Origin of the sequence: Thiococcus pfennigii (genome assembly GCF_016583835.1) — a bacterium.
In the GTDB taxonomy this organism is placed as follows: Bacteria; Pseudomonadota; Gammaproteobacteria; order Chromatiales; family Chromatiaceae; genus Thiococcus; species Thiococcus pfennigii.
In genome coordinates this window covers 1-1,600 of the sequence record NZ_NRRW01000129.1, presented here as the reverse complement: position 1 = coordinate 1,600, position 1,600 = coordinate 1, and the positions used below count along the sequence as shown (strand labels likewise).

Genomic DNA, 1,600 nt, shown 5'->3' with positions numbered 1-1,600 from the left:
GAGGCCGAGCGGCGCCGACGAAAGCGCGCCGCCTGAGCGCCTCGCGCGGGCCATCGGGGCCGATCCGAGGGACGGGTCTGTCCAATGGACGCGGAAGATGAAAGCAATTCACATCGCCCCCCCGTATTCCTCGCTGACGGCCTCGATCCGAATGAAAAGCCGCCGCCGGGGCGGCATGAGGCCAGCGGTTTTTTTGAATTCAACGGGGTTTTCTTCCAGGCACGAACTAGGCGGAACCCGCTTCGCGCGCCTAGAGGACTATGCGGCCGACTTCTTCAATTATCTCAATAGCAATGACAAGCTCATTCCCACCGAGGCCCACGAGCAATTCACCGTTAACCGTATTGTAGGCGTTTGGCTAAGAATAAGGACTAAAATCGACGAGCGTGTTGAGCAACGTTTACGAGAAAAGGGAGGCGAGGTCTCCGAGAACGAGCTAAGAGGGATCGTTGATGCATGCGCCAATGAGGAACTCGACACCTTAAAGAAATTTTCCTTCTTTGAAGAGCAGGACGAAAAAACAACTTCTGCGTTCATAAAAGAGAATGGTGCCCTGCTTGCCAAACTAAAACGTGAAGTATTTGAGGAATTGCCCATTAGCTCTGGCTCATCGCGAAAATTGCGATTATGCGCAGGATACAATCTGACGCGGCAGGCATTTGATTCGAATTATTCTGGAATAGTGATCGCGGGTTACGGAACTGAGGAAATTTTTCCGAGACTGACTTCGCACATAGTTGACGGAACATTCTCAAAAAAGCTCAGGATTCGAAGTCAAGATACAGTCGAGGTCGGTATCAGAAACCCCGCGCTTGTGTCATCTTTTGCCCAATCGGACATGATTACCACTTTTATGGAAGGGGTAAACCCGGAGTATCGGGACTTGATCGACCAATATCTTGCGTTACTTTTTTCCAAGGTGACTGGACTCGTAGCGGATTCGTTGGCAAAGCACATAGATGGAGCGCAGAGCACGATTTCAGCTGTCAAAAAGGAGATAGACCGAGCGATGGAAATAGCGGCCCATGATGCTATCAAGAAGCTCGGTCGCTATCGCCGTGACTTTCATGTCGATCCGATTACCCACGCGGTTGGAGTGCTCCCGAAGGAAGAGTTGGCGTCGATGGCCGAAGCGCTGGTGCACCTCACGTCCCTCAAGCGTCGCGTTTCAATGGAAGAAGAGACGGTTGGTGGTCCTATAGATGTTGCTGTGATTTCACGTGGCGATGGAATGGTTTGGATCAAACGCAAGCATTACTTTGACAAAGAATTGAACCACCATTTCTTTGCGAACTATTTCGTAGGGGCACGCGGAGAGAAAGCGTATGATTGACGACACTGGCACGTCTATAAAGACTTACAAAGAGTACTTGGCGAAGTACTACCCGAAGCGCTCAGACATTGAGAAACATAGCGGCGAGCGCGCAAAGGATACAGCCACGAGAATGGCGAAAGAAACCCTGAAGTCGGTAGCTAGTGCCTGGACGGAAAGTCGTTTTCAATCGCAAGAACAATGCCTTATAATCGAATCGGGCACCGGAAGTCGAGCGGCCGGAAGCCGTCTGGGCCCACGGCGCCGCCGCTAACTGCCTGATTGTTC

General features: G+C 51.7%; 1 protein-coding gene. It reads left to right on the top strand.

Annotated features, from left to right (window positions below; translation table 11 throughout):
• Positions 1-1,333, top strand: a 1,333-nt coding sequence (locus CKO41_RS18190; protein ID WP_207144176.1) for a hypothetical protein, incomplete at its 5' end; no start/stop codon positions are given.
• Positions 1,334-1,600: the final 267 nt, after the last annotated feature.